20 protein-coding genes are annotated in these 24745 nt (G+C 67.0%); all 20 read left to right on the forward strand.

The genetic code is table 11. From position 1 onward, the window contains the following. Positions 1–25: 25 nt before the first annotated feature. The 20 genes from ACI1US_RS07095 (at position 26) to msrA (ending at position 24682) form a co-directional block, all read left to right on the forward strand. Positions 26–1846, forward strand: coding sequence for a peptidoglycan D,D-transpeptidase FtsI family protein (locus ACI1US_RS07095; RefSeq protein ID WP_461639331.1), 1821 nt, complete (start codon positions 26–28; stop codon positions 1844–1846). A gap of 11 nt (positions 1847–1857) precedes the next feature. Then, positions 1858–3417 carry a Mur ligase family protein gene (locus ACI1US_RS07100; RefSeq protein WP_416549465.1) on the forward strand — a complete coding sequence of 520 codons (1560 nt, stop codon included), beginning with the start codon at positions 1858–1860 and terminating at the stop codon, positions 3415–3417. After that, positions 3414–4868, forward strand: coding sequence for a UDP-N-acetylmuramoyl-tripeptide--D-alanyl-D-alanine ligase (locus ACI1US_RS07105; protein ID WP_461639333.1), 1455 nt, complete (start codon positions 3414–3416; stop codon positions 4866–4868). The genes ACI1US_RS07100 and ACI1US_RS07105 overlap by 4 nt, the downstream gene beginning before the upstream one ends. Further along, positions 4865–5950, forward strand: coding sequence for a phospho-N-acetylmuramoyl-pentapeptide-transferase (mraY, locus tag ACI1US_RS07110; protein ID WP_416549467.1), 1086 nt, complete (start codon positions 4865–4867; stop codon positions 5948–5950). The genes ACI1US_RS07105 and mraY overlap by 4 nt, the downstream gene beginning before the upstream one ends. Next, on the forward strand, positions 5932–7449 hold the full coding sequence (gene murD, locus ACI1US_RS07115; protein WP_461639336.1) for a UDP-N-acetylmuramoyl-L-alanine--D-glutamate ligase: 1518 nt from the start codon (positions 5932–5934) through the stop codon (positions 7447–7449). The genes mraY and murD overlap by 19 nt, the downstream gene beginning before the upstream one ends. A gap of 3 nt (positions 7450–7452) precedes the next feature. Beyond that, positions 7453–8679 carry an FtsW/RodA/SpoVE family cell cycle protein gene (locus ACI1US_RS07120; protein ID WP_416549469.1) on the forward strand — a complete coding sequence of 409 codons (1227 nt, stop codon included), beginning with the start codon at positions 7453–7455 and terminating at the stop codon, positions 8677–8679. Positions 8680–8684: 5 nt separating this feature from the next. Then, complete coding sequence (locus ACI1US_RS07125; RefSeq protein WP_416549470.1) at positions 8685–9761, forward strand: UDP-N-acetylglucosamine--N-acetylmuramyl-(pentapeptide) pyrophosphoryl-undecaprenol N-acetylglucosamine transferase; 1077 nt, start codon at positions 8685–8687, stop codon at positions 9759–9761. Between the two features lie 7 nt (positions 9762–9768). Next, entirely contained in the window at positions 9769–11031 is a 1263-nt protein-coding gene (locus ACI1US_RS07130; RefSeq protein ID WP_461639339.1) for an MFS transporter, read from the forward strand. A gap of 178 nt (positions 11032–11209) precedes the next feature. After that, on the forward strand, positions 11210–12736 hold the full coding sequence (gene murC / locus ACI1US_RS07135; RefSeq protein ID WP_461639341.1) for a UDP-N-acetylmuramate--L-alanine ligase: 1527 nt from the start codon (positions 11210–11212) through the stop codon (positions 12734–12736). Continuing rightward, positions 12733–14082 (forward strand): FtsQ-type POTRA domain-containing protein, encoded by a 1350-nt coding sequence (locus ACI1US_RS07140; protein WP_461639343.1) that lies wholly within the window; start codon positions 12733–12735, stop codon positions 14080–14082. The genes murC and ACI1US_RS07140 overlap by 4 nt, the downstream gene beginning before the upstream one ends. Positions 14083–14214: 132 nt before the next feature. Next, positions 14215–15414, forward strand: coding sequence for a cell division protein FtsZ (ftsZ, locus tag ACI1US_RS07145; protein WP_416549473.1), 1200 nt, complete (start codon positions 14215–14217; stop codon positions 15412–15414). A 9-nt stretch (positions 15415–15423) separates the two neighbouring features. Further along, positions 15424–16122 (forward strand): YggS family pyridoxal phosphate-dependent enzyme, encoded by a 699-nt coding sequence (locus ACI1US_RS07150; RefSeq protein WP_416549474.1) that lies wholly within the window; start codon positions 15424–15426, stop codon positions 16120–16122. 31 nt (positions 16123–16153) lie between these two features. Then, on the forward strand, positions 16154–16636 hold the full coding sequence (locus tag ACI1US_RS07155; protein ID WP_416549475.1) for a cell division protein SepF: 483 nt from the start codon (positions 16154–16156) through the stop codon (positions 16634–16636). Further along, positions 16636–16932: a YggT family protein gene (locus ACI1US_RS07160; RefSeq protein ID WP_416549476.1), complete on the forward strand. Its 297-nt coding sequence runs from the start codon at positions 16636–16638 to the stop codon at positions 16930–16932. The genes ACI1US_RS07155 and ACI1US_RS07160 overlap by 1 nt, the downstream gene beginning before the upstream one ends. Positions 16933–17013: 81 nt before the next feature. After that, positions 17014–17670, forward strand: a complete 657-nt coding sequence (locus ACI1US_RS07165; RefSeq protein ID WP_416549477.1) for a DivIVA domain-containing protein — start codon at positions 17014–17016, stop codon at positions 17668–17670. Positions 17671–17677: 7 nt separating this feature from the next. Beyond that, the gene (gene lspA / locus ACI1US_RS07170; protein WP_461639347.1) at positions 17678–18400 is read left to right on the forward strand and encodes a signal peptidase II; all 723 of its coding nucleotides are present in this window, start codon (positions 17678–17680) and stop codon (positions 18398–18400) included. Beyond that, on the forward strand, positions 18387–19304 hold the full coding sequence (locus ACI1US_RS07175) for an RluA family pseudouridine synthase (RefSeq protein WP_461639349.1): 918 nt from the start codon (positions 18387–18389) through the stop codon (positions 19302–19304). The genes lspA and ACI1US_RS07175 overlap by 14 nt, the downstream gene beginning before the upstream one ends. Before the next feature lie 487 nt (positions 19305–19791). Continuing rightward, the gene (gene dnaE, locus ACI1US_RS07180) at positions 19792–23292 is read left to right on the forward strand and encodes a DNA polymerase III subunit alpha (protein ID WP_416549480.1); all 3501 of its coding nucleotides are present in this window, start codon (positions 19792–19794) and stop codon (positions 23290–23292) included. Next, positions 23292–24161 carry an ammonia-dependent NAD(+) synthetase gene (gene nadE / locus ACI1US_RS07185; RefSeq protein ID WP_416549481.1) on the forward strand — a complete coding sequence of 290 codons (870 nt, stop codon included), beginning with the start codon at positions 23292–23294 and terminating at the stop codon, positions 24159–24161. The genes dnaE and nadE overlap by 1 nt, the downstream gene beginning before the upstream one ends. After that, positions 24158–24682: a peptide-methionine (S)-S-oxide reductase MsrA gene (gene msrA, locus ACI1US_RS07190; RefSeq protein WP_461639351.1), complete on the forward strand. Its 525-nt coding sequence runs from the start codon at positions 24158–24160 to the stop codon at positions 24680–24682. Before nadE ends, msrA begins: the two co-directional genes overlap by 4 nt. Positions 24683–24745 lie beyond the last annotated feature (63 nt).

Below are 24745 nucleotides of genomic sequence, written 5' to 3' on the forward strand. Positions count from 1 at the left end.
GACGCGGCGCGAAGGAGAGGAACGAGTGTTGTGGCGAACCCTGAGCGGTAAGCGCGGACGAAATCTCATCGTGTTCGCGATGGTGATCATCGTCGCGTTTGCGTTCATGGTGCGGCTGATCGACGTGCAGATGGTCTCCGCGGCGCAAATGAACGCGGATTCGCGTGAGAAGCGCGCGGTGCCGATGATTATCCCGAGCGTTCGCGGAGACATCGTCGACCGCAACGGCGACGTCCTCTCGACAACCGACGAACGATACGACGTGCAGCTGTCGCCCAAGAACGTCGACGCTGACGGGACGCGGATGTTCTTCAGGCCCGACCTCGAGCGCGGTGTCGGCACGGTCGAGGTCACCGCTGACCAGGCCTTCGCCGAGATCGGCGCGATCACCGGGCAGCGCGGGCCAGAGATCAAGAAGATCGTCGACGACGCGCTCGCGGTCGACAAAAAATCGGACTTCGCCTACGTCAAGCGCGGCGTCGACCTCTCGCAGCTCCAGGCACTCAAAGAACTGCACATTCCCTGGCTGACATTCGACAGCCAGCACAAACGGGTCTACCCGAACGGGGCCGTCGGCGGTAACATCGTGGGCTTTGCCGGCCAAGACGAAGCTCCGCAGGCCGGCGTCGAGCTCTCGCAAGACGAATGCCTCGCTGGCACCGACGGCGCGGAGACCTACGAACGCGGCGCTGACGGGGTGCAGCTGCCCGGCAGCCTCGTGCAAACCAAGCGGGCCGAAGACGGCGGCACGGTTGAACTCACCATCGACCGCGACCTGCAGTGGTCGGCACAGCAAGTCATCAACGAGCAGACCGCGAATGCGGGTGCCGAGTGGGGCTACCTCGTCATCATGGACGCGAAGAACGGCGAGCTGCTCGCGGTCGCAGAGGACGGCTCCGTCGACCCGAATGATGTTGATGCGTCAGATAGCTCTCGGCACAACGCGCGCTCCTTCGTCGACCCGTACGAGCCCGGCTCGACCTTCAAAGTGATCACCGCCGCCGCGCTCATCGACCAGGGCGCGGCGACGCCGGAGACGATGGTCACGGCACCCTACAACTGGCAGCCGCAGCCCGGCGTGAACTTCAGCGACTGGTTCCAGCACGGCGAGCACGACTGGACACTCACGGGCACCCTCGTCTATTCCTCGAACGTCGGCATCGCGAAGCTCGGCAGCAAGCTCTCGCCCGAGGTGCGCTACGACTACCTGCAGAAGTTCGGTATCGGGCAGCCCACCAGGGCAGGCCTCCCGCTCGAAGACGCAGGGCTCCTCGCCGACGTGGCCGACTGGGATGCGCAAACGAGCTACGTCACGATGTTCGGCCAGGGCCTGTCGTCGACAATCGTGCAGACCGCCGGCGTGTTCCAGACCATTGCGAACGACGGCGTGCGGATCCCGCCGTCGATCGTGAAGAGCTGCACCTCTGCAGACGGCAAGACCGTGAAGCCCGACCACGGCGAGCCAGTGAAGGTGATCTCGCCGGAGGCCGCGCGCACGACGCAGTCGATGCTCGAGACGACGGCCACTGACGGCCTCGTGAAGGGAATGCTGAACATTCCCGGCTACCGCATCGGCGGAAAGACCGGAACAGGCGAGCAATCTGACGGCCAGGGCGGATACCGCACCGACTTTGTGCACAGCTTCGCCGGCGTGTTCCCGATGGACGACCCGCAGTACGTCATCGTCGCCTCGGTCGGATACCCGCACGGCGGCGACGGGACCACGGCGGCGGTGACAGCGTTCCACGACGCGGCCGAGTCGACGATTCGCAAATTCCAGCTCCCGCCATCGGCGGAGGGCTACGAGAAGCTCCCAATTGGCGACGAGCCCGGCACGGCTGGGTAGGATAGATCCACGTGACCAGCTCTCTTGAGGATCGAACGATCCGACCCCAGCACCCGCGACAGGCGTCGCTCTCGCAACTCGCGGAGCAGTTCGCCTGTGACCTCTTCGACGCAACCCCGGGCGCTTTCGTCACCGGCGTAACGATCGACTCCCGCGATGTGCGGCCCGGAGACCTCTACGTGGGCATCCCCGGAGCGCGGCACCACGGTGCGAAGTTTGCCGACGCCGCAGCGCGCGCCGGAGCCGCCGCGATGCTCACCGACGCCGCGGGGCGCGAACTGGCCGCAGCGGCAGGGGTCACTGGCCTCCCGATCCTCGTCATCGACCGGCACCCGCGCGAGATCCTCGGTGAGCTGTCAGCGCGCGTCTACGGCACGCATGAGCTCGGAGCAAAGGTGTTCGGGATCACCGGCACCAACGGGAAGACGAGCGTCGTCTACTGCATCGCGCAGCTGCTCGAGGCGGCGGGTATTCGCCCCGGACTCAGCTCGACAGCAGAGCGGCGGATCGGCCAAGAGGTCATCGTCTCGAACCTCACGAGCCCCGAGTCCTCAGAGCTCCACGGACTGCTCGCCCGGATGGTCGAGCGCGGCGTCGAGGGCATCGCGATCGAGGTGTCGGCGCAGGCGATCGGCCGCCACCGCATCGACGGCGTGCACTTTGACGTGGTCGCGTTCAACAACTTCTCGCAGGATCACCTCGAAGAGTACGGCGACATGGAAACCTATTTCCAGGCGAAGGCCGCGCTGTTCGCGCCCGAGCATGCCGCCCGCGGCGTCGTCGTTGTCGACGGCCCGCACGGGCAGCGGCTCGCCAAAGAATCGGCGATCCCCGTCACCACCCTCGCGACCGAATACGGCCGCTCAGCCGACTGGCACCTCGCGGTCACCCACCAGAGCCTCGACGGCGTCTCGTTCGTGCTGCAGGGCCCGGAGGGCGCGCACTTCCGCGGCCGCGTGCCCGTCTTCGGGCGGTTCATGGCTGAGAACGCCGCACTCGCCCTCATCATGCTGCACGAGGCCGGCATCTCGCTCGAGCAAGTCGCCGCGGGGCTCGACAACGGGCTGATCCCGGTGCACATTCCCGGCAGGCTCGAGGAGATCACGGAGGGCGGCGACGGGCCGCGCTTCTTCGTTGACTACGGTCACACCCCCGGCTCGTTCGAAGCGATGCTCGACGCGCTCGGAGAGGTCGCAGACGGCGACATCATCTTCATGTTCGGCGCCGACGGCGACCGCGACACCACGAAGCGGGCAGAAATGGGCCGGATCGCGGCCGCCGGCGCTGACACAGTCATCGTCTGCGACTACCACCCCCGCACCGAGCCACCCGAGCAGATCCGGGCGCAGCTACTCGAGGGTGCGCGCTCAGCGAAGCACGCGACGCTGCACGAAGAACCGGACCCGCGTGCGGCGATCCGGCGTGCGCTGTCGCTCGCGAAGCCCGGCGACGTCATCTTGTATGCCGGCCCGGGACACGAGGATTATCAGGAGATCAACGGTGCGCAAATTCCGTACTCGGCGCGTGATGAGGTACGCGGGGCACTCCGCGAGGCAGGATTGCTTGCGTGATTGAACTAACTCTGTCCGAAATCGCGGAGGCCACCGCTGGCACGCTAATCCTCGCAGCAGGGGACACCCCTGAGACCGTTGTCTCGGGGGAATCCCAGACCGACTCGCGCGAGGTGCTCCCTGGCCAGCTCTTCTTCGCCCGGCGCGGCGAAGACACCGACGGGCACCTCTTCGGCGGCAAGGCCGCGCGCGCTGGTGCCGCGCTGCTCGTCGTCGAGCGGGAGCTGCACGCGGCTGACCTCGGACTCGAGGCCGCGGCCGACGCCGCAGCCTCCCAGCCCGCCGTTACCCAGCTCGTCGTGGCCGATGCGACTGACGCGCTCGGCGCGCTCGCGACGCTCGTCGTCGGGAGGCTCCGCGAGCGCGCGACGCTCAAGATCGTCGGCATCACCGGGTCAAACGGGAAGACGACGACCAAGAACCTCGTCGCGACGATGGCCGAGAAGCTCGGCCCCACCGTCGCCAGCGAAAAGTCGTTCAACAACGAGGTCGGTGGCCCGATCACGATGCTGCGCACCACCCCCGAAACCGAGACACTCGTCGCCGAGATGGGCGCGAGCGCTGAGGGCGAGATCGCCCGGCTCACGGGGATGGCGCAGCCACACATCGGCGTGGTGCTCTCCGTTGGTCTCGCGCACGCCGGCGAGTTCGGTGGGATCGAGGCGACCTTCCGGGCGAAGAGCGAGATGGTGCAGAGCCTCGACGCCTCGGGAATCGCCGTGCTCAACCGCGACGACCCGCGTGTTGCGCAAATGGCTGAGCTCACGCCCGCCCGCGTGCTGTGGTTCGGGCAGCACCCCGAGGCAGACATCCGCGCGAGCGACATCGAGCCCTCGGCGGCCGGCACCACCTTCACACTGCACGCGAACGGTGAGTCGCGTGAGGTCAGCTTCCGGGTGCTCGGTGAGCACCACGTGATGAACGCCCTCGCCGCGGCCGCGGTGGGGCTGACCCTCGGGCTCGACCTGGACTCGGTCGTCGCCGAACTCGAGGCGGCAACGCTCGCGGCCCCCGGCCGCATGCAGGTGCTCGGTGGCCGCGACGGCATCACCATCATCAACGACGCCTATAACGCGAGCCCGGACTCCATGAGCGCCGCGATCCGCACGCTCGCCCAGATCGGCAAGCCGGGTGGGCGCACCGTCGCCGTGCTCGGCGCAATGAGTGAGCTCGGCGAGTACACGATCCAGGAGCATCTGCGGATCGGTCTGCAGGCCGTGCGCCTGCGCATCAGCGAGCTCGTCGTGGTGGGCCGCGAGGCCCGCGACCTGCACATCAGCGCGATCAATGAGGGGTCGTGGGACGGCGAAAGCGTGTTCTTCGAAACCCAAGATGAGGCTTACAACTATCTACTCGAGACTCTCCGCGCCGATGACACGGTGCTGGTGAAGTCCTCGAACGCCGCAGGCCTGCAGGGCCTCGGAGACCGCCTGGGGGAGGCATACGCATGATCGCCATGCTCATCGCAGCCGGATTCTCGATGCTGTACTCGCTGCTGCTCACGCCACTGTTCGTGCGCGGCTTCAACCGGCTGCGCTGGGGCCAGCCCATTCGCGTCGACGGGCCGAAGCTGCACGAGGTGAAGCGCGGCACGCCGACAATGGGCGGGCTCATCTTCATCTCGGGCTCGGTGCTCGCATACTTCGTCGGCAAGCTTGTCATGGGGGAGGCCCCGACGCCCTCGGCGCTGCTCGTCATCCTCATGGCGGTTGGCGCGGGAACGGTCGGCTTCATCGACGACCTCATGAAGACCCGCAAGCAGAACTCGGCGGGCCTCGGGGGCTGGGCGAAGATCGCAGGCCAGATCCTCATCGCGGTATCGTTCGCCCTGCTCGGCCTGCAGTTTGCCGACCACCACGGACTCACCCCGGTATCCACGCACATCTCAGTGTTCCGCGATCTGCCGTTTGACTTCATGACGCTGGGCGTCGTCGGCGGCACGATCCTTGTGATCCTCTGGGTGATGGTCATCGTCACCGCAACGACGAACGCCGTGAACGTCACCGACGGGCTCGACGGGCTCGCGGCGGGTGCCTCGATCTTCGCGTTCGGCGCGTACGTCATCATCGGTTTCTGGCAGGCGGCGCAGAACTGCGCGGTGAGCCCCGGCGAGGCCGGCTGCTACGAGGTGCGCGACCCGATGGATCTCGCCGTGATCGCCGCAGCATTCCTCGGCGGCGTCGCCGGCTTCCTGTGGTGGAACACGAACCCGGCGCAGATCTTCATGGGCGACACCGGCTCGATGGGCATCGGCGGCGCGATTGCCGCGCTCGCGATCCTCAGCCGCACCGAGGTGCTGCTCGTACTCATCGGCGGCCTCTTCATCATCGAGACCGGCTCCGTGATCCTGCAGCGCGTCTACTTCAAGGTGACGAAGGGCAAGCGCATCTTCCGCATGAGCCCGATCCACCACCACTTCGAGCTCAAGGGCTGGGCGGAGGTGACGATCGTCGTGCGGTTCTGGATCATCGCCGGGCTCTTCGCGATCGTCGGAATCGGATCGTTCTACGCAGAATGGGTACTGAGCCAGTGACCGCCGGGAGTGAGCCAGTGAGCGAGACCCAGACGCGCCTTGACGCGCTCACCAGCTGGCACCACGACTGGTCGGGCCTGCGAGTCGCAGTGCTCGGCCTCGGGGCGACGGGCTTCTCAGTCGCCGACACGCTCGTGGAGCTGCGGTCGCGCGTCCGCGTCATCTACGGCGCGCCCGACACGGACCGCGAGCGGCTGCTCGACGTGATCGGTGCCGAGCGTGCGCTCGCGGAGACCGACGAGACGCAGCTCGCCGAACTCGACGCCTTCGACCCCGAGCTCATCGTGATCTCTCCGGGCTACCCCGCACACCACCCCGTCACGGGGTGGGCGAGCGAGCGTGGCGTGGCCGTGTGGGGCGACATTGAGCTCGGCTGGCGACTGCGCGACAAGACCGACCGGGTCGCTGACTGGATCTGCATCACGGGCACCAACGGCAAAACAACGACCGCGCAGCTCACGGCCCACATGCTCGTCGCTGGCGGGCTGCGTGCAGCCCCCGTCGGCAACATCGGCACGCCGCTGCTCGACGCGCTGCGTGACCCGCTCGGTTACGACGCGCTCGTGCTCGAGCTGTCAAGCTTCCAGCTCGAACGGGTGCACTCGATGTCGCCGTACGCGAGTGTCTGCCTGAACCTCGCCGACGACCACCTCGACTGGCACGGCGGCGCCACCGGCTACCGCGACGCGAAGGCGAAGGTCTACGCGAACACGCAGGTCGCGTGCGTCTACAACCGTGGCGACCTCGAGACTGAGCGCATGGTCGAGGAGGCCGACGTCATCGAGGGCGCGCGGGCCATCAGCTTCGGGCTCGACACCCCGCCACCGAGCGGCTTCGGCGTGGTCGACGGGATCCTCATCGACCGCGGCTTCCATACCGATCGGCGTGACGAGGCCTTCGAGCTCGTCACCGTCGAGGAGCTCGAAAACCGCGGCATCGGCCAGCCCCACATGGGCCTGAACATCCTCGCTGCGGCAGCGCTCGCGCGCTCGCGCGGCGTCGAGCCCGCCGAGATCGCGAGCGCGGTGCTCGGGTTTACCCCCGACCCTCACCGCGCACAGCAGCTCGGCGAATGGGCAGGTGCACGCTGGGTTGACGATTCAAAGGCGACGAACGCGCACGCGGCAGACGCCTCGCTCCGCGCCCTCTCGGGTGTCGTCTGGGTCGTCGGAGGGCTCCTGAAGGGCGCCGACATCGCGCCGCTCGTCGAGAAGCACGCAGCGAGGCTGCGCGGCGCCGTCGTGATCGGCGCCGATCGCAGCGAGGTGCTCGCGGCGCTTGCGGCGCACGCACCCACCGTTGTCGTCACCGAGGTGCTCGCTGAGCGCGGGGCCGAGGTCATGCGTGAGGCAGCTCGCGCGGCGGCCGAGATTGCGCAGCCCGGTGACACCGTGCTCCTGTCACCGGCGTCTGCGTCGATGGACCAGTTCGCCGACTACGCCGATCGCGGCCGCGCCTTCCAAGAGGCGTTCCACGAGCTCGCGGCGGGCGCGGAGTAGACGATGGCCGGGCGGGCCGGGAGGCCAGGGGAGGGCGGCGAGCAGCCGCAACCCCCCGTCACTGGCGCGCGGATCTCGCTCGGCGCGGGCGTGAAGACAGGCAACGACAAGACGGTCGCGCTGCTGTGGGGCATCACCCTGTTCCTCACCGGCATCGGCCTCATCATGGTGCTGTCGGCCTCGTCGATCACCTCCTACACCCAAGACCAGGGCTTCCTCGGGGTGTTTTGGCGGCAGATGCTGTTCGCCGCGATCGGCCTGCCACTCATGGTGTTCGCGGCGACCCGCAAACTCGACTTCTGGAAGCGCTGGGCCTGGTGGTTCTTCGGCGCGGGGCTGCTGCTGCAGCTGCTCGTCTTCACCCCGCTCGGGTTCTCCGCCGGTGGTAACCGCAACTGGCTGGCGATCGGCACCGTGCAGGGCCAGCCGTCTGAGGCGCTGAAGCTCGCGCTCGTTGTGTGGATCGGTGCCGTGCTGCTCAAGAAAGAGAAGCTGCTCGGCAAGGTCTCGCACGAGCTCATCCCGATTATCTTCCCGGGCGCGCTGCTCGCCCTTGGGCTCGTGCTCGCCGGCCGAGACCTCGGAACCGTCATCATCATGGCGGCCCTCGTGATCGGGGCAATGTACTTCGGCGGGGTGAGCTGGAAGACGCTCGGCATCATCGTGCTCGGCGGGCTGCTCGCCGTGGTCTTCTTCGTTGTGACGAGCCAGAACCGCATGGACAGGCTCTTCGAACACGCCGGGGGCGGCTCCGACTACTCGAACCTTGGCTGGCAGCCGCAGCACGGCCTCTGGGCGCTCGCCAACGGCGGCGTCTTCGGCGTCGGGCTCGGGGGCTCGAAGGCAAAGTGGAGCTGGCTGCCCGCGGCTGACAACGACTACATTTTTGCGATCATCGGTGAGGAACTCGGCTTCGTCGGAGCGATGCTCGTCATCGGGCTGTTCATCGGGCTCGCGGTGCTCATGCTGCGCGTTATCTCGCGATCCCGCGACCGCTTTGGCCGCGCCGTCGTTGGCGGTGCGCTCGTCTGGATCGTCGGCCAGGCGTTCATCAACATCGGTGTCGTCATCCGGCTGTTCCCCGTGCTCGGTGTTCCTTTGCCGCTCATTAGCTCGGGCGGAACCGCGCTCGTGTCGTGTTTGGTGACGATGGGCGTCGTGATTTCAATCGCCCGTGACGCGAAGCTCTACCAGGAGGAAATTGCTGGCTCGCCATCCGTGGCACGATAGTAGCTATGACGACCTACCTCCTCGCCGGCGGCGGCACCGCCGGGCATGTGAATCCGCTGCTCGCACTCGCAGATCGGATCCGCCTCCGCGAGGCAGACGCTGAGATCATCGTGCTCGGCACCAAAGAGGGCCTCGAAGCCCGCCTGGTCCCCGAGCGCGGCTACGAGCTCACGACAATCGACAGGCTGCCGTTTCCGCGGCGCCCCAACGGCTACGCGCTCACGTTTCCCGCAAAGTACTTCCGCACGATCAGGGAGGTGCGCGAGATCATTCGCGACCGATCCGTTGACGTCGTTGTCGGCTTCGGCGGCTACGCCTCAGCCCCCGCGTACCGCGCGGCGGCCAAGGAGGGCGTGCCCTCGGTGATCCACGAGGCGAACGCGAAACCCGGGATGGCGAACAAGCTTGGCGCGCGCTCGACCGAATACGTGGGCGTCACCTTCGCGGGCACACCCATCGCGCACGCGCGCGTCACCGGAATGCCGCTGCGGCCCGAGATCGAGCAGCTCGACCTCGCCGCGCTGCGCGGCGAGGCGCGCGCACACTTCGGCTTCGACGCGGACCGGCCGACGCTGCTCGTGACCGGGGGATCCCTCGGCGCGCGCGCAATCAACCGCGGCATCTCGAGCTCCGCGCAGGCGATCGTCGACGCAGGCGTGCAGGTGCTGCACGTCTGGGGCGGGCTCACCGAGATCGAAGACCCGGGCGTGCCCGGCTACCAGGTCATCGAATACTGCGACCGCATGGACCTCGCCTTCGCCGCCTGCGACCTCGCGATCTCGCGTGCCGGATCCACCACCGTCAGCGAGCTCGCCGGCCTCGGCGTCCCCGCGGTATTCGTGCCCCTCAGCCACGGCAACGGCGAGCAGCGGGCGAACGCGGCAGGCGTCGTCGGAGCCGGGGGAGCACTCATTGTCGACGACGCCGAGCTCACCCCCGCGTGGGTGAACGGCACACTGCTGCCGCTGCTCGGCGACAGTGCCCGGCTGCGCGAGATGTCCGAGCGGGCGCGCGGCGCCGGCGCACTCGACGGCACCGCCAGGCTCTACGACCTCGTGCGCGAAGCTCTTGCCGCACGATAGCCACCGGGTGAACGCTGCCGCAATCGCGCCCCGCTCGTGGGCGATGCTCGCCGTCATGGTCTTGGGGCAGGCATCCACGACCGTCGTCACCGCGACACCCGCCTTCCTCATCCCGTACCTCCACGCGGAGCAGGGCATGAGCCTCGCGAGCGCGGGCATGCTCGCGGGCGCCCCGAGCCTCGGTCTCGTCCTCACCCTCATCGCGTGGGGCGCGCTCACCGACCGATTCGGCGAACGCAGGGTGATCCTCACCGGGCTCAGCCTCACCACCCTCGCCGTCGGCGCCTCGATGGCTGCCGCCGCGTTCGCGCCTGGGTTTGTCTGGCTGGGCGTCGCCCTCGTCGCGAGCGGCGCGATGTCCGCCTGCATCAACAACGCGAGCGGCCGGCTCATCACCGGCTGGTTCCCGGTCGAGCGCCGGGGCTTCGCGATGGGCATCCGGCAGACATGCCAGCCCGTGGGCATGGCCATCGCAGCACTCGCCGTTCCCGCGCTGGCAAACGCCTGGGGCGTGGCTGCGGCGCTCGCCTTTGGTGGTGCGCTCACTCTGCTGAGCCTCATCGCCTGCGCGGCGGTCGTCGTCGACCCACAGATCCCCGCTCAGAAGCTGGCGGCGGTGAGCAGCAACCCGTACCGTGAGTCGGGCACGCTTGCCCGCATCCACGCCGTGTCAGTGCTGCTCGTCATTCCGCAGTTCGTGCTCACCTCGTTTGGGCTGGTGTGGTTCGTGATCGGCTTCGGCTGGAGCGAGCTCGCCGCCGGCGCGCTCGTCGCTGCAGCGCAGCTCATCGGGGCAGGCGGGCGGATCCTGGCCGGCAGCTGGAGCGACAGAGCCGGGTCCCGGCTTCGGCCCATCAGAATCATCGCGGTTGCCTGCGCCGCGCTGCTTATCGTCGCCGCGGCATTCGGGTGGGCCGACTGGGCCATCCCCGCCGCGATCGTCTACGTGCTTGTGAGCTGCGTGAGCGTCGCCGACAACGGACTCGCGTTTACCGCGGTCGCCGAGATCGCCGGGCCGCGGTGGTCGGGCCGCGCGCTCGGCGCACAGAACACCGGCCAGTTCTTGGCCTCGGGGCTGCTGCCGCCGGCGATCGGCGCGCTCATCGCCGTGCTCGGGGTGCCGACCGTGCTCGCTCTGGTGGCGATCGCGCCGCTCATCGCCGTGCCGCTCGTGCCGAGCGAGCGCGACGCGCACGCGACGGCGACCCGCACGTTCCGATCGGGCCGCGCGGCGAGCCCTGTCGAAGCCCCGAGCGAGCGAGCTAGCTAGCTAGCGGCTGGACTCGCTGCCACGGGCCGGCGGCCTGCTGCGGTTGGGCTGGCAGACCTGCCTGTGGGCTGCAGCCCCTCCGGCGGTCTGCGCGGTACGCTTGGTTTGGCACGCGAATGCCCGGGCAGAAGCCCGCGCGCACGCGCGTGCCACCCCAACGCGCTGAGGAGGCACCCTGATGATCTACCCCGATCTCGAGCTTGAGATTCCCGAGAACCTCGGGCGGGTGCACTTCGTCGGCATCGGTGGGGCGGGCATGAGCGCGATCGCGCACATGATGCACGCGGCGGGGGTGCCGGTCACCGGCTCCGATCGCGGATCGAACTACAGCACACAGGCGCTCGAAGCGGCCGGCGTGCCCGTGGCAGTGGGACACGCGGCCGACAACGTCGGCGAGGCCGACACGCTCGTCGTCACCGGAGCGCTCTCGCCCGACAACCCCGAGTACCTGCGTGCGCGTGAGCGCGGCATCCCCGTGCTGCACCGCTCGCAGGCGCTCGCCTGGCTCGCCCGCTCGCAGCGCCTCGTCGCGGTCGCCGGCGCACACGGCAAGACCACGTCCACAGGCATGCTCGCGACCGCGCTGCGCGGTCTGGGGCAGGATCCCTCGTTCGTGAACGGCAGCGTCATCGCGGGGATCGGCGCGGCCTCAGCCGCTGGCACCGACGACCTGTTTGTGATCGAGGCCGATGAGAGTGACAAGTCGTTCCTCATCTACGACACCCAGGTTGCGCTCGTGACCAACGTCGACCCGGAGCACCTCGATTTCTTCGGTTCGCGCGAGAACTTTATGGCCGCGTTCGTCGAGTTCGCCCGGGGCGCGAGCGAACTGCTCGTCATCTCGGCCGACGACCCGGGCGCGCTCGAGGTGCTCGAGACGCTGCGTGCCGAGGGCGCCGAGGGCGCCGAGGATGCCGAGGGTGCGGGGCATGCCGGCGCTCGCGCTGTTCCCGTGCGCACCTTTGGGTTCGCCGATTCCGCTGACGTGCGGATCCACGCTGTGCACACCGGCGGCCTCGCCGTGCTCGAGCTCGAGATCGACGGCGCGCGCTTCAGCGAAAAGCTCGGCGTGTTCGGCCGGTATAACGCGGTGAACGCGGCCGGCGCTGTCGCCGTGCTCACCGGCCTCGGCTTCGACCCCGCGGCCTCACTCAAGGCCGTGGCAGGGTTTACGGGAACGCATCGCCGCTTCGAGTTTCACGGCGAGCCCGGCGGTGTCAGGCTCTACGACGACTACGCCCACCACCCGACAGAGGTAGAGGCGCTCCTCGACTCCGCACGCTCGGTGGCGGGCGACGGGCAACTCATCGTGGTTCACCAGCCGCACCTCTACAGCCGCACACGCACCTTCCACCGCGAGTTTGCCGCGGCGTTCGCTGCCGCCGACCACACGATCGTGCTGGAGATCGACGGGGTGCGGGAGGCACCGGATCCGACGACCACCGGCGAAATCGTCACGCAGGCGTTCGCCGACCAGAGCCGCGCGAGCTACGTCGACGACTGGGGCCGCGCAGCCGCCCAGGTCGTCGAGCTGACCCAGCCCGGAGACCTCGTGCTGGTCGTCGGCGCTGGCACGGTCTACCAGATCGTGCCGCGGCTCGCGGACGCGCTGGGGGCATCGCCAGCGGCTGCAGCGGGCGGCGCCGGTGTGGGGAGCCTTGACGCGAACGGGCCCGCCGCGAGCGAGACGCACGGCGCTCGATGAAACGACCGGGAGGGTTCGACAGCGGTGCCGGGCGCGAGCCCGACACTGACGGAGCTGGGCGCCCGGCTCGATCTGGGCGCGCGGAGCGGGCCTCGAAGCAGGATCGGGCCTCCGAGCAGGATCGTGCCTCCGGGCAGGATCGTGCTGATAGCGCGCGGGAGGTGCCGGACGCCCCGCCGTCCCGTCCCGGAGTGCTCGACCGCCTGACTGCCGGCAGGCCAGCGCGGGCGACGGACGCTCGCACGCAGCCCGGGGCTGCTCATCCTGCGGGTGCTGCTCAGCCCTCGGGAGCTGGTGGCTCTTTGCACGCTGCGGGCTCGACTGGCTCCGACGGCGCTTCAGCGACTGACGCGACTGCTGACACCGACGTTATCCCAGACACGGGCATGCTCTCTGACGCTGGCTTGATCGCTGACCGCGACATACTTCCAGATCGTGGTGCCGTTCGCGGCGGTGCCGGTCCCTCTGGCTCCGCTGGCCTCTCGGATGCCGCGGACCTCACCGAGACTCAGGCGCTCGCACCGGCTGGCGCGGGCGGCATGCTGGCGACTCTGCGCGAGCCGAGGCCGGTTGACCCGGTACGCGCAGCGCAGAAGCGGTTGCGCGCTGCCGAGCGCCAGAACAAGCGGCGACTGCGGCGCGAGACGCGCCGCTTCACCGCAGCCTCGCGGCGCGCGCGCCGGCGTGTGTTCATCGCACTCGGAACAGTTGCCGGGCTCGTACTCTTTGTGCTTCTCGGAACATTCACGCCGGTGATGGCGGTGCGCGACATCAAGGTCGAGGGTGCCACCACCGTGAACGTCGAAGACGTGCAGCGGGCACTGTCAGAGTTCGAAGGAGTGCCGCTCGCCCTCGTCGACGAGAATGCGGTGCTGCGGGCGCTCGAGACCTTTCCCCTGATCCAGCGCTACGCAGTTGAGCGGGTGCCTCCGAAGACGCTCATTGTCCGCATCGAAGAGCGCGTTCCCGTGATCGCACTCGAGACAGACGGCGTCTTCCGCATGTATGACGCGGCGGGGGTGCTCGTGGGGGAGGCCCCGGAGCGCCCTGAGGGGGTTCCTCTCGGGGGTGACGGGCTGCGCAGCACGTCCTCGGAGGGGTTCCTTGCCGCGGCGCAGATCGTGCGCGACATGCCCACGGCGCTCCGAGGCCAGATCACCTCGGTGGACTCGAAGAGCGGGCAAGACGTCACGTTCCAGCTCGCCAGCGGTGTCGAAGTGTTCTGGGGAAATCCCGAAGAGACGCGTCGCAAGTCGCTCATTCTGGAGGCGATGCTCACCTCGCTCGGCGAGCGTCCAGTGAGCCATATTGACGTCTCCTCGACCGACTCGCCGATCTTCAGGTAGCTTCGCGGCGTGTCGGCGGGGCAGTGTGGGCCATGGCCCCTAACGTTGACACGAAAGCGTATACGGCAATACTAACTTTGAAGTTCAACTAGAACTTTAATGTTGCTAGTACTTTAGAGTTGAGGGGACCAGGTGGCCATGAACCAGAACTACCTCGCGGTGATCAAGGTTGTGGGAGTCGGTGGCGGCGGCGTCAACGCGGTCAACCGCATGATCGAGCTCGGCCTTCGCGGCGTCGAATTCATCGCGGTGAACACCGATGCTCAGGCGCTGCTCCTCAGCGACGCCGACGTGAAGCTTGATGTGGGTCGCGAACTCACGCGCGGGCTCGGCGCCGGCGCCGATCCCGAGGTCGGCCGTCGCGCCGCAGAGGATCACGCCGAAGAGATCGAAGAAGCCCTCGCAGGCGCAGACATGGTCTTCGTTACCGCGGGTGAGGGTGGTGGCACCGGAACCGGCGCAGCCCCCGTTGTCGCGCGAATCGCGAAGTCGATTGGCGCCCTGACCATCGGCGTCGTCACGAGGCCATTCAGCTTCGAGGGCAAGCGCCGCGCGGCACAGGCAGACGCGGGCGTGAACACGCTCCGCGAGGCCGTGGACACGCTCATCGTCGTTCCGAACGACCGCCTGCTCGAGATCAGCGAGCCCGGGATCAGCATGATCGACGCCTTCGCAGCGGCCGACCAGGTGCTGCTCGCCGGTGTGCAGGGCATTACTGACCTCATCACCACGCCCGGCCTCATCAACCTCGACTTCGCAGACGTGAAGTCCGTGATGCAGGGCGCAGGCTCGGCGCTCATGGGCATCGGCTCGGCGCGCGGTGCCGACCGTGCGATCAAGGCCGCTGAGCTCGCCGTCGCCTCACCGCTGCTTGAAGCATCGATTGAGGGTGCGCACGGCGTGCTGTTCTCGATCCAGGGCTCCTCGAACCTCGCCCTCAGCGAGATCACCGAAGCCTCCACGCTCGTGCAGGACGTCGTGCACCCGGAAGCAAACATCATCTTTGGTACCGTCATCGACGAGACCCTCGGCGACGAGGTGCGCGTGACCGTCATCGCGGCCGGCTTCGACGAGGAGCCCGCCGGGCAGTCGCGCGCGAATGCCGACCGCGGTCGCCGCGCAGGCCACGTTGAGAGCATCGAAGAGGCCAGCGCGGTCAGCGCCGCCCTCGCGAGCACCCCGCGACTTCCGCAGGCCGACGCCGTTCCGGCTGTCGAGCCCGGTGAGTTTGGTGGAGCGCTCGCGCATCCTCCCGTCGAGGAACAGCTGCGCGATCCCGCGTTCGACGGCGACGATGACGACGATCTCGACATCCCCGCGTTCCTGAGGTAGGCGAGCAGCGTGAGTGTGACCGACGCGCTTGCCGGGTACGACGGGCTTGCTGAGCGACTGGAAGACGTGCGCGGCGGCATCGCCGCCGCGTGCGCTGCCGCTGGGAGAGACGCGGGTGAAACCACCCTCATCGTTGTCACCAAGTTTCACCCCGCAAGCCTCGTTCGTGCCCTCGCCGAGCTCGGCGTCACCGATGTCGGAGAGAACCGCCATCAGGAGGCGCAGGACAAAGCGGCCGAGCTTGCAGACGTCGACGTGAACTGGCACTACATCGGCCAGCTCCAGACGAAGAAGGCGCGGCAGGCTGCGCAGTACGCGTCGGCGATCCATTCGATCGACCGCGCACGTCTCGTCGACGCGCTCGCGAACGTCGACCGCAAGCTTGACGTGTTCCTGCAGATCAACCTCACCGATGATCCCGGACGCGGCGGTGCCGCCCCGAGCGAGATCGAGTCGCTCAGCGAGCAGATCCTCTCGGCTGAGGCGCTCAACCTCCGCGGAGTGATGGCGGTCGCGCCGCTCGAGGAGCCCGCAGCAGAAGCGTTCGCACGCTTAGCCGGCTACTCCGAGCGTGTTCGCGCCCTCGCCCCAGCAGCGACCGCGATTTCAGCGGGCATGACGCACGACTACGCAGAGGCGATTGCGGCGGGTGCGACACACCTGCGAATCGGCAGCGCAATCACCGGAAACCGGCCCCTTGCCCGGTAGTGTCGAGGCAATACAACCGTTGGGAGAACAGATGAGCAACCCGTTGAAGAAGACAATGGTGTTCCTCGGACTAGCCGAGGAAGGCCTCGAGGAGGAGACGGTCGAGCAGGCTGCGCCTGAGCGCGAGCCGGCACCCTCCGCTCCCGCGGCCAAGCAGAGCCCCGCTGCTCGCCCGGCGGTTGCCCCGCTCCGGCGGGTTACCCCCGTGCGCTCGCAGGCACCGCAGGCGATGAACGAGATCTTCACCGTTCACCCGACCGCCTACCGCGACGCGCAGGTCATCGCAGAGAGTTTCCGAGACGGAGTTCCCGTCATCATGAACCTCTCACGGATGAGCGACGACGAGGCGAAGCGACTGATCGATTTCTCGAGCGGCCTCACGCTCGGCCTGAACGGGCGCATCGAGCGGGTGACGAGCAAGGTCTTCCTGCTCACGCCCGAGCACATCGAGGTAGGAACAGGGGAGCCTGCCGGCGAAACTGACGGCTCGTTCTTTGTAGCACCCTCCGCATAGTGGAAATACTGTACGTTGCCGGAACCGTAGTCGTTATCGCACTGCGGCTCTTCGTCCTGCTGCTGTGGGCGCGTTTTATCCTTGACTGGGTAATGGTGCTTGCCCGGGGGTTCCGACCCAAGGGTGTGCTCGCCGTCATCGTTGAAGCCGTATTTACGGTGACGGATCCTCCCATTCGCATGTTCCGTAAAATTCTTCCCCCCATCCGGCTTGGGCAGGTAGCCATTGATCTTGGCTGGTTTCTCACGATGTTTGCCTGCATCATTTTGATCCGGATTATCCCGAGCTGGGTATAAACACCGTAAGCTCATTGAGAGTTTGCTAGCGTTGATGTGTTGATCGCGCGAGCGATCCTTCCGACAGAAAGAGATTTAACGATGGCCCTAACTCCTGAAGACGTAGTGAATCAGAAGTTCACGATCACGAAGTTCCGTGATGGCTACGATCTCGATCAGGTCGATGACTTCCTGGACACGGTCGTCGAAGAGATCCGCCAGCGCGACGCCGAGAAGCAGGAGCTCGAGGCGAAGATCGCCGAGCTCACCGCACAGCTCGAAGAGCGCGGCTCCCTGAATCCTTCCGAGGAGACCATCGTCGTCGACGCCCCCGTGGCCGCGGCAGCTGTTGCTCCCGAGCCCGAAGAAACCGTCGAGGCAGAGGACGCAGGCGCGCAGCGCCCCGACGCCATCAAGTCGAGCGCGATGCTCCAGATGGCACTCGAACTGCACGACAAGTACGTGAGCGAGGGCGAGACCACTCGCGACGAACTCATCACCGCCGCGCAGACCAAGAGCACGCAGATGGTTGACGACGCCGAGCGCACCGCTCGCGAGCTCGTCGAAGAGGCGCAGAAGCGCCGCACCGACGAACTGCGCGCACACAGCGACGAGATGGAGAAGCTCAACCAGGTCGTGGCCGAGCTCCGCGGCTTCGAGAGCGAGTACCGCTCGACGCTCCGCTCGTACATCCAGTCGCAGCTCCGCGATCTCGACAGCTCGCCCGAGCCGCTCGTGAGGCCTGAGGGCCTCGAGTAAATCGAGGGTGAACACAAAACCTTCCGTAGCAGCGGCATCGAGCACCCCTCGCCGGGTTCTCGTGCCGCTGCTGCTCATTGTGGTGGCGCTCACCGTGCTCGTGAGCGATCAGCTCGTGAAGAACTGGGTCGTTGCAACGCTCCCTGAGGGCCAGACCGTGCCGGTGCTCGGCAATTTCCTGCAGTGGCACTTCGTGCGAAACCCCGGGGCGGCCTTCTCTATCGCGAGTGGGCAGACCTGGATCTTCACGATCCTCTCCGCGGTCGTCGTCGGCGTGATTATCTGGCAGATTCGCAGGCTTCGCTCGGTCCCGTGGGCGCTCTTCCTCGGCCTCCTGCTCGGCGGCGTGCTCGGTAACCTGACCGACCGATTGACGCGCGAACCCGGGTTCCCGGAGGGTCACGTCATCGACTTCATCTTCACGCCGTGGATGATGCCCGCGATCTACAACATCGCTGACATCGGCATCGTGAGCGGCATGATCCTCTTCGTGCTCATCACCCTCTTCGGCTTCTCGATCGAGGGCGGCCGAGAGACTCGCGCCGACCGGGCTGCGAAGGAAGCTGCAGCGCTCGAAGCGAAGCAGGCTGCTGCTGGTGCGACGGCTGCTGGTGCGACGGATGCTGGTGTGACGGATGTTGCCGAGACGCCCGCTGGCTCGCCCGCCGCCGATCCTGATCCGAATACTCCTGGTGAATCCAGTGAAAGGTCTGAGGGTGGAACACCGTAGTCTTCCCGTGCCCGAGGGGCTCGCGGGGGAGCGTGCAGATGCTGCGCTCGCAAAACTGCTTGGATTCTCCCGCAGCTATGCCCAAGAAGTCATCGCGGCCGGGGGCGTTGCCCTCGACGGGGTGACGGTCGCGAAGTCCGACCGGCTCAGCGCCGGTGCGCTCCTCGAGGTCAGCTGGGTGGAAAAGGCCGAACCCACCGTGGTTCCCGTGCACCTTCCCGAGCTCGGCATTGTCTATGACGATGACGACTTTGTGGTGATCGACAAGCCCGCCGGTGTCGCGGCGCACCCCTCGCTGGGGTGGACCGGGCCGACGGTCCTCGGCGCGCTCGCCGGTGCCGGGTACCGCATCGCTACCTCGGGCCCTCCCGAGCGGCAGGGAATCGTGCACCGCCTCGACGCGGGCACCAGCGGTCTCATGGCGGTCGCAAAGAGCGAGCGCGCCTACAGCCTGCTCAAACGCGCCTTCCGTGACCGGGAAGTCACGAAGATTTACCACGCGGTTGTGCAGGGGCACCCGGATCCCTTCTCCGGAACCATTGAGGGAGCTATCGGGCGACACCCGGGGCACGAGTGGAAGTTCGCGGTGACGAGCGACGGCAAGCCGTCGATCACACACTACGAAACCGTCGAGGCCTACCCGTTCGCGACGCTGCTTGAGGTGGAACTCGAGACGGGCCGCACCCACCAGATCCGCGTGCACATGTCGGCGCAGCGCCATCCCTGCGTCGGCGACACCATGTACGGTGCCGATCCCACGCTCTCTGACCGACTCGGGCTGACCCGCCAGTGGCTGCACGCTATGCGCCTCGGCTTCCGCCACCCGGGAACCGGCGAGCCCGTCGAGTTCGAATCCGTCTACCCTGCGGACCTGCAGCACGCCATAGACGTCCTCGACATCTAGCTCGTGGAGGGCTTGCGCGCTGGTTGGCTGGGCCTGCTTGCCTGCTTGCCCCTGCCCGGCGGAGCCTCGCAGCGCCCGCCCGCCGCGCCGAGCACCCCACCGAAATTCCGCCCTCTCTGACCCTATTTTTCCTGCGTGAGGCTAATACGGGCCGCAGAAGGCTCGGAAAGGAAAAACGGGGTGGGGAAGACGGGAAGGGCGCGCTCCCGCGACGGGCGCGCCGCTGTACCGCGATCCCGCCCCCGCGCCGCCGCGCCACTGTACCGCGATCCCGCACCCGCGTCGCGCCGAGCCGCCGAGCCGCTGAGCCGCGCCGAGCCGCGCCGCGCCGCCGCGCCCCCCTCCCGCCCGCAACGGGCGCGCCCACCTGGCGACGCTGGGTACGCGATTGCACTCGAGGGGGTACCCTTGAATGGTCTTCGAAAGGGGCTCATGAGTGTCGGATTCTGACGGTTTCGTTCACCTCCACGTCCACAGCGAGTACTCGATGCTCGACGGTGCTGCCCGTGTGAAGCCGCTTGTTCAAGCGGTCGCCGAGCAGGGCATGCCTGCGGTCGCAATCACCGACCACGGCAACACCTTCGGTGCGTTCGACTTCTGGAGTTCGGCGAACGACGCTGGCGTGAAGCCGATCATCGGCATCGAGGCGTACGTCACCCCCGGCACGCACCGCTCCGATCGCACGCGCGTGCGCTGGGGCGACGGGGGCGGCGACGACGTCTCGGGTGCCGGCGCGTACACGCACATGACGATGCTCTCGGAGTCGACCGAGGGCATGCACAACCTGTTCAGGCTCTCCAGCTATTCCTCGCTCGAAGGCTACTACTTCAAGCCGCGCATGGACCGCGAGCTGCTGCAGACCTACTCGAAGGGGCTCATCGCGACGACGGGCTGCCCGTCGGGCGAGATCCACACCCGCCTGCGGCTCGGCCAGTACAAGGAAGCTCGCGAGGCCGCCGCGGAGTTCCAGGACATCTTCGGCAAAGAGAACTACTTCGCCGAGATCATGGATCACGGGCTCGAGATCGAGCGGCGCGTGCAGAATGACCTGCTGAAGATCTCGAAGGATCTCGGGATCCCGCTGCTCGCCACCAACGACCTGCACTACGTCCACGAGGGCGATGCGGAGGCGCACTCTGCGCTGCTGTGCGTGCAGTCGGGATCGCGGCTCGACGACCCCAACCGTTTCCAGTTCTCCGGCTCTGGCTACTACCTGAAGAGCGCCGCGGAGATGCGGCACATCTTCCGTGACCTCCCCGAGGCCTGCGACAACACGCTCCGCATCGCCGAGCGGTGTGAAGTCACCTTCAACACCTCGGCCAACTACATGCCCCGCTTCCCGGTGCCCGAGGGCGAGACCGAGGACAGCTGGATGATCAAGGAGGTGGAGGCAGGGCTGCACTACCGCTACCCGGCCGGCATCCCCGACGATGTCCGCAAGCAGGCGGAGTACGAGACCGGCGTCATCATTCAGATGGGCTTCCCCGGCTACTTCCTCGTCGTCGCCGACTTCATCAACTGGGCGAAGGAGAACGGGATCCGCGTGGGCCCCGGCCGTGGCTCGGGAGCCGGCTCGATGGTCGCGTACGCGCTCCGCATCACCGACCTCGACCCGCTGCAGCACGGGCTCATCTTCGAGCGCTTCCTCAACCCCGACCGCGTCTCCATGCCCGACTTCGATGTCGACTTCGATGATCGCCGCCGCGGCGAGGTGATCCGCTACGTCACCGAGAAGTACGGCGATGAGCGCGTCGCGCAGATCGTGACTTACGGCACGATTAAGTCGAAGCAGGCGCTGAAGGACGCGTCGCGTGTGCTCGGCTTCCCGTTCGGCATGGGCGAGAAGCTGACGAAGGCGATGCCGCCCGCCGTGATGGCGAAGGATATTCCGCTCTCGGGTATCACCGATCCGAAGCATGATCGCTACAAGGAAGCCGCCGAGTTCCGCGCGGTGCTCCAGGAGGATCCCGACGCCCAGAAGGTGTATGACACCGCACTCGGGCTCGAGGGGCTGAAGCGACAGTGGGGCGTGCACGCCGCGGGCGTGATCATGTCGAGCGATCCGCTTATCGACATCATCCCGCTGCAGAAGCGCGAGCAAGACGGCCAGATCGTCACGCAGTTCGACTACCCGACCTGTGAGACCCTCGGCCTCATCAAGATGGACTTCCTGGGGCTCAGAAACCTCACGATCATCTCGGATGCGCTCGAGAACATCCAGCTGAACCGCGGCGAGGAGCTCGACCTCGAGCGCCTCGAGCTCGACGACCAGCCCTCCTATGAGCTGCTGGCACGCGGCGACACCCTCGGGGTGTTCCAGCTCGACGGTGGACCGATGCGCGGTCTGCTGCGGCTCATGAAGCCGGATAACTTCGAAGATATCTCGGCCGTGCTCGCGCTGTACCGTCCGGGCCCCATGGGCGCGGACTCACACACGAACTACGCGCTCCGTAAGAACAATCTGCAGCCGATCACGCCGATCCACCCCGAGCTTGAAGAACCCCTGCAGGAGATCCTCGGCACCACCTACGGCCTCATCATCTACCAGGAGCAGGTGATGTCGATCGCGCAGAAGGTGGCGGGCTTCTCGCTCGGCCAAGCAGATATTCTGCGTCGCGCGATGGGCAAGAAGAAGAAGTCGGAGCTCGACAAGCAGTACGAGGGCTTCTCTGGCGGCATGAAGGAACGGGGCTTCTCCGAGGCTGCAGTGAAGTCGCTGTGGGACATTCTGCTGCCCTTCTCCGACTACGCGTTCAACAAGGCGCACTCGGCTGCCTACGGCGTCGTCAGCTACTGGACGGCCTACCTCAAGGCCCACTATCCGGCCGAATACATGGCCGCGCTGCTCACCAGCGTCGGCGACTCGAAAGACAAGCTCGCGATCTACCTCAATGAGTGCCGTCGCATGGGAATCAAGGTGCTGCCGCCCGCGGTGAACGAGTCGTTCGCGAACTTCGCCGCGGTCGGCGACGATATTCGCTTCGGCCTCGGCGCGATCCGCAACGTCGGCGGGCACGTCGTCGAAGCTGTGCGCGAAGCCCGCGAGAAGTCCGGCGACTTCGTGAGCTTCCACGACTACCTGAAGAAGGTGGGCCTGCCCGCGCTGAACAAGCGCACCATGGAATCGCTCATCAAGGCTGGGGCCTTCGACGGCCTCGGTGGCACCAGGCGCGCGCTGCTCGAGATTCACGAGAGCGCGGTTGAGGGCGCTGTCAAGGAGAAGCGCGCCGAGGAGAAGGGTGACGTCGGCTTTGACTTCGACAGTCTCTTCGCCGAGGCCGCGGAGGATTCCGGGGTCGACACCGAGACTGTGTCACTCGTGCCTGATCGCCCCGAGTGGACGAAGAAGGACAAGCTCGCCTTCGAGCGCGAGATGCTCGGGCTCTATGTGTCGGATCACCCGCTGCGCGGGCTCGAGACGACGCTCGCGAAGGAAGCCTCAGCGACGGTTGAGCAGGTGACGAACCCAGACGCAAACTTCGACGGCGAGACCGTGGTCATCGCCGGCCTGCTCACGAGCGTGCAGCACCGCACTGCGAAGTCGGGAAACCTCTACGGCATGGCAACGATTGAAGACTTCACCGGCGAGATTCAGGCGCTGTTCATGGGCAAGTCCTACCAGGAGTTTGGGCCGATGCTGCAGCCCGACTCCGTGGTGGCGCTCCGGGGCAAACTCAACTCTCGTGACGACGGCATGTCGATGCACGCCTACGGGGTGCGCGGCGTCGACACTTCGGTGCAGGACGAAGCGGGGGCGCTCACGCTCACCCTCACTGAATCGCGCGCCACTCAGCCGCTCATGGAAGAATTCCAGGCAATGCTAGGGAGGCACCCGGGTGATTCTGAGATTCGTCTCAACCTCATCACCCCGCACGCGGTTCGCGTGTTCGAACTTCGTGAGCGGGTGCGGATCTCTTCCGACCTGTTTGGCGAGTTGAAAGGGCTGTTGGGGCCTCGGTGCCTCATGGACGTAGAGGAATTGGTGTGATGAACGAATTGCAGCAGCGGATCATTCACGAGCTGGGCGCGCGCCCCACGATCGACGTGGACGCGGAGATCGAACGACGGGTGGCGTTTCTCGCCGACTACGCCGCGGGGATCCCGGGTGTGCGAGGCTACGTGCTCGGGATTTCCGGTGGACAGGATTCCTCGCTCGCCGGCAAGCTCGCGCAGCTCGCGGTCGAGCGGCTGCGCGAGCGCGGTGCGGACGCCGAGTTCTGGGCAATGCGGCTGCCGTACGGTGTGCAGCACGACGAGGACGACGCGCAGCTCGCACTCTCCTTCATCAACGCTGACCACGCCGTGACGGTGAACATTGCGGAATCGGTTGACGGTATGGTGTCAGCACTCAGCGATGCCACGGGGGCACCCGTGAGTGACTTTAACAAGGGCAATGTGAAGGCGCGTGCCCGGATGGTCGCGCAGTACGGTCTCGCGGGGGATCGCGGCCTGCTCGTGATCGGATCCGACCACGCCGCGGAGGCAATCACCGGATTCTTCACGAAATTCGGAGACGGGGCGGCCGATGTGGTTCCGCTGCAGGGGCTCACGAAAAGCCAGGGAGCCCAGATGCTGCGTGCCCTGGGAGCGCCAACCCGGCTGTGGGAAAAGGTGCCGACGGCTGATCTGCTCGACGGCAAGCCCGGCGAGACCGACGAGTCGAGTCTCGGGGTGACCTACCCTGAGATCGACGCGTACCTGCGGGGCGAAGAGGTAACGGACGCCGCGCGCGAGAACCTCGAGCGGCGGTACCTGTCGACGGACCACAAGCGGCGAGTACCGGTTGGCCCGAACGACAGCTGGTGGGTCAGCGGTGCGGGCGGTTCCAGCGAAAACGGCGGAAAGGAATCACGATGACCACAACGTTTGTGCTCGGAGGCGGCTGCTATTGGTGCCTCGACGCGGCATACCGCGCACTCCGAGGGGTGCGAGCGGTGCGCTCAGGCTTCACCGGGGGAGAGTTTCCGAACCCGACCTACGAAGCGGTCTGCACCGGGCTCACCGGCCACGCTGAAATCGTTGAGGTCGAGTTTGACGAGGCCGAATTGCCGGCCGAGGTGGTGCTCGATGCGTTCTTTACGATGCACGACCCGCGGCAGCTCAACCGGCAGGGCAACGACGTCGGTACCCAGTACCGCTCGGCGATGTTCTACGCGGATGATGCGCAGCGCGAGCTCTTCGAAGCCGCGAAGGAGCGCGCGAACGAGGCCTGGGGCGGTGGCGTGGTGACTGAGATTTCGCCGCTGGGTGAGGTCTTTGCGGGCCCCGAGGAGCACCAGGACTTTTTTGCCAAGAACCCAACCCAGGGCTACTGCCTTGCTGTCGCAGTGCCGAAGGTGAACAAGATCCGAGCGGGGTTCGCCGAGTATCTCGTCTAGGGGCGTTCGATCCCCGTCCTGATATTCCGAGACTGACCAAGACGGAAACTCTGAGGGCACTCC

Source organism: Leucobacter sp. BZR 635 (assembly GCF_048061935.2).
Classification (GTDB): Bacteria; Actinomycetota; Actinomycetes; order Actinomycetales; family Microbacteriaceae; genus Leucobacter.

Coding starts and splice junctions, on each gene's coding strand:
- mraY (WP_416549467.1), top strand. CDS start 4,865: ATGATCGCCATGCTCATCGCAGCCGGATTCTCGATGCTGTACTCGCTG.
- murD (WP_461639336.1), top strand. CDS start 5,932: ATGGGTACTGAGCCAGTGACCGCCGGGAGTGAGCCAGTGAGCGAGACC.
- ACI1US_RS07120 (WP_416549469.1), top strand. CDS start 7,453: ATGGCCGGGCGGGCCGGGAGGCCAGGGGAGGGCGGCGAGCAGCCGCAA.
- ACI1US_RS07125 (WP_416549470.1), top strand. CDS start 8,685: ATGACGACCTACCTCCTCGCCGGCGGCGGCACCGCCGGGCATGTGAAT.
- murC (WP_461639341.1), top strand. CDS start 11,210: ATGATCTACCCCGATCTCGAGCTTGAGATTCCCGAGAACCTCGGGCGG.
- ACI1US_RS07140 (WP_461639343.1), top strand. CDS start 12,733: ATGAAACGACCGGGAGGGTTCGACAGCGGTGCCGGGCGCGAGCCCGAC.
- ACI1US_RS07155 (WP_416549475.1), top strand. CDS start 16,154: ATGAGCAACCCGTTGAAGAAGACAATGGTGTTCCTCGGACTAGCCGAG.
- ACI1US_RS07165 (WP_416549477.1), top strand. CDS start 17,014: ATGGCCCTAACTCCTGAAGACGTAGTGAATCAGAAGTTCACGATCACG.
- dnaE (WP_416549480.1), top strand. CDS start 19,792: ATGCTCGACGGTGCTGCCCGTGTGAAGCCGCTTGTTCAAGCGGTCGCC.
- nadE (WP_416549481.1), top strand. CDS start 23,292: ATGAACGAATTGCAGCAGCGGATCATTCACGAGCTGGGCGCGCGCCCC.
- msrA (WP_461639351.1), top strand. CDS start 24,158: ATGACCACAACGTTTGTGCTCGGAGGCGGCTGCTATTGGTGCCTCGAC.